The sequence below is a fragment of the [Clostridium] citroniae WAL-17108 genome (assembly GCF_000233455.1).
Lineage (GTDB): Bacteria > Bacillota > Clostridia > Lachnospirales > Lachnospiraceae > Enterocloster > Enterocloster citroniae.
On sequence record NZ_JH376451.1, the window covers coordinates 1 to 904 of the forward strand.

Sequence of the window (904 nt, forward strand, 5' to 3'; positions counted from 1 at the left end):
CGAAGTGGTCAGTATGCGGGTAGAAGATATGGACCTTCAGGCGGGATGTGGGAAAGTATTAGGAAAGGGAAAGAAGGAGCGCATGGTGTTCTTTAATGACCGTGCGATGGAATATTTGGAACGATATTTGGGGGACCGTAGGAGCGGGGCTGTGATACTATCAAAAAGGGCACCTTATCAAGGATTAAAGAAGAATGCCCTGGAGAACATTATCCGGAAGATTGCAAAAAAGGCAGGGCTGGGTAAGCGGGTATTTCCGCATTTGCTGAGGCACACATTTGCCACGCGTGCATTGAACAAAGGTATGCCGCTTCCAACATTATGTGATTTGATGGGGCATTCGAGTGTAGAAACCACCAGGATATATGCAAAAAATGGTGCCGGAAAGATTAGATATGAGTACGACATGTATGCTGCATCCTAACTCTTAAAATCTGACAGGATTTTTTTGGCCTGCCAGATGGGAGGCTTACTTAAAGTACGCTTATGGGGGATGTTGAGCACAGTTATAATTATATAGAATTGTTATGCGTGCTATATTTTTGCATTTCCGGGCATAATACGGATTTAATTAACCCATTGCTTATAAAAACATTTACATATTCACAATCCATAACTCTTGCGCCTAATGGTGGACAGGAGATACGTATACCGATTACTGTACCAGATGGATATATGTTTCTATGTGTTACCAATGTAAAAAGCAATGGGAACGTTGCATACGCATGTTACATAGCGTCATCTTCAAACATCCTGACTTGTTTCGTGGGCAATGACCGAAATGAGCAGAAAATAATCCCGCAGGGTATTTCGGCAGATGCGCTGTTCATGAAAAAATGGTGGTGAATAATCATTTAAGCTATTGCAACTTTCCAGTCCATGAATCTTTCCAGGTACCATCAGT

General features: G+C 42.3%; 1 protein-coding gene. It reads left to right on the top strand.

The features are described from left to right. Positions 1–13 precede the first annotated feature (13 nt). The gene (locus HMPREF9469_RS30395; RefSeq protein ID WP_276325016.1) at positions 14–424 is read left to right on the top strand and encodes a tyrosine-type recombinase/integrase; all 411 of its coding nucleotides are present in this window, start codon (positions 14–16) and stop codon (positions 422–424) included. Positions 425–904: the final 480 nt, after the last annotated feature.